This is a genomic window from Promicromonospora kroppenstedtii DSM 19349 (assembly GCF_000515355.1).
GTDB classification, from domain to species: domain Bacteria; phylum Actinomycetota; class Actinomycetes; order Actinomycetales; family Cellulomonadaceae; genus Promicromonospora; species Promicromonospora kroppenstedtii.
The window spans coordinates 36,447-37,219 of the sequence record NZ_KI911704.1 but is presented as its reverse complement, the minus strand read 5'-3'; the positions used below and the strand labels follow the sequence as shown (position 1 = coordinate 37,219).

The following is a 773-nucleotide window of genomic DNA, read 5'->3' as shown; positions in this document are numbered from 1 at the left end:
CCCCCCGCCGCGCCGCGGCCGAGGGCAAGGGCGCGCTGGACCGGCTGGAACGGGCCGGCCTCGAGTTCCACACGCGGGTGCGCGACACGTTCCTCCAGCGCGCCGCGGCCGACCCGGAGCGTTACGTGGTCATCGACGCCGCGGCCCCGGTCGACGACATCCAGGCGCAGATCCGGGTCGACGTCGTGGCGCGGCTGGGCCTGACGCCCGTGGTCACCGAGGCAGCAGCCGTCACGGCCCCCCGTCCCGAGGACCGCTCGTGACGGTGTGGGACGACGTCGTCGGGCAGGAGTCCGCCGTCGCCGCGCTGCAGGCCGCCGTGGCCAACCCGGCCGCCATGACGCACGCGTGGCTCGTGACGGGCCCTCCCGGTTCGGGCCGGTCGGTCGCCGCGCGCGCCTTCGCCGCGGCGCTGCAGTGCCCGCAGGGCGGGTGCGGCGTGTGCCAGGCGTGCACCACCACGATGGCGGGCACCCACCCGGACGTCACGCTGCTGGCCACCGAGAAGGTGGTCATCGCGATCGACGAGGTGCGCGACCTGATCATGACGGCGTCCCGGTCGCCCTCGGGCGGCCGCTGGCGCGTCATCGTCATCGAGGACGCCGACCGCATGGCGGAGCGCACCACCAACGTGCTGCTCAAGGCCATCGAGGAGCCGCCGCCGCACACCGTCTGGGTGCTGTGCGCGCCGTCGGTCCAGGACGTGCTGCCCACCATCCGCTCGCGCTGCCGCGGCGTGGTGCTGCGCGTGCCGCCGCCGCAGGCGGTCGCCG

2 protein-coding genes are annotated in these 773 nt (G+C 76.1%); both read left to right on the top strand.

The window, feature by feature from the left end; translation table 11 throughout:
• Window positions 1–263 (top strand): dTMP kinase (locus PROKR_RS32870; RefSeq protein WP_425414911.1); only part of this gene is annotated, 263 nt, incomplete at its 5' end.
• A partial coding sequence (locus PROKR_RS18725) for an AAA family ATPase (protein ID WP_036965637.1) occupies window positions 260–773 on the top strand: 514 nt, incomplete at its 3' end. The genes PROKR_RS32870 and PROKR_RS18725, both read left to right, overlap by 4 nt.